We start from the raw sequence: 427 nt of genomic DNA on the forward strand, positions 1-427 counted from the left end.
CATAGGTACGATAAAAACGGCAGAAGGAACTCCAATTGTCACGACCGGGATGACGTTTCAATCCCTTTATAGGTACGATAAAAACTTCACATTTTAAGACCGTACATATCCACAAAAAACTGGTACACTTTAGGTTCGCCTAGTTGTAGGATTTCGACCACCGCTTTTTTGACTTCTTCTTTCACCTGTGATGTCCAGACAGACGTTTGAAAGTACCATCGACTGATGATTTCATCCAATTTGTCCATGTTGTCCATGTTTTGAATGTAGCCGATCAAGTCATAGATCGTGATCATGGTTTCTTCACCCCCAGTTCATTCATTGCAACTAGTAGACACAAGCAGATTTCCCGGTTCGCTGTGCCGAATCTAATCCCGGATTCCAGGCCTTCTTTGATCATCTGCCGAAGTTTCAATCCCTCATAGGT

Annotated in this window: 1 protein-coding gene; it reads right to left on the minus strand. The window is 42.9% G+C overall.

Features of this window, described 5'->3' with window-relative positions; all coding sequences use genetic code 11:
* Positions 1 to 86: 86 nt before the first annotated feature.
* Positions 87 to 296 carry a hypothetical protein gene (locus VU18_RS16150; protein ID WP_042382650.1) on the minus strand — a complete coding sequence of 70 codons (210 nt, stop codon included), beginning with the start codon at positions 294 to 296 and terminating at the stop codon, positions 87 to 89.
* Between the last annotated feature and the right edge of the window lie 131 nt (positions 297 to 427).

Origin of the sequence: Geobacillus sp. ZGt-1 (genome assembly GCF_001026865.1) — a bacterium.
In the GTDB taxonomy this organism is placed as follows: Bacteria; Bacillota; Bacilli; order Bacillales; family Anoxybacillaceae; genus Geobacillus; species Geobacillus thermoleovorans.

Excerpts from the sequence above, each read along its gene's own strand:
- VU18_RS16150 (WP_042382650.1), bottom strand. The coding sequence starts at position 296 with ATGATCACGATCTATGACTTGATCGGCTACATTCAAAACATGGACAAC.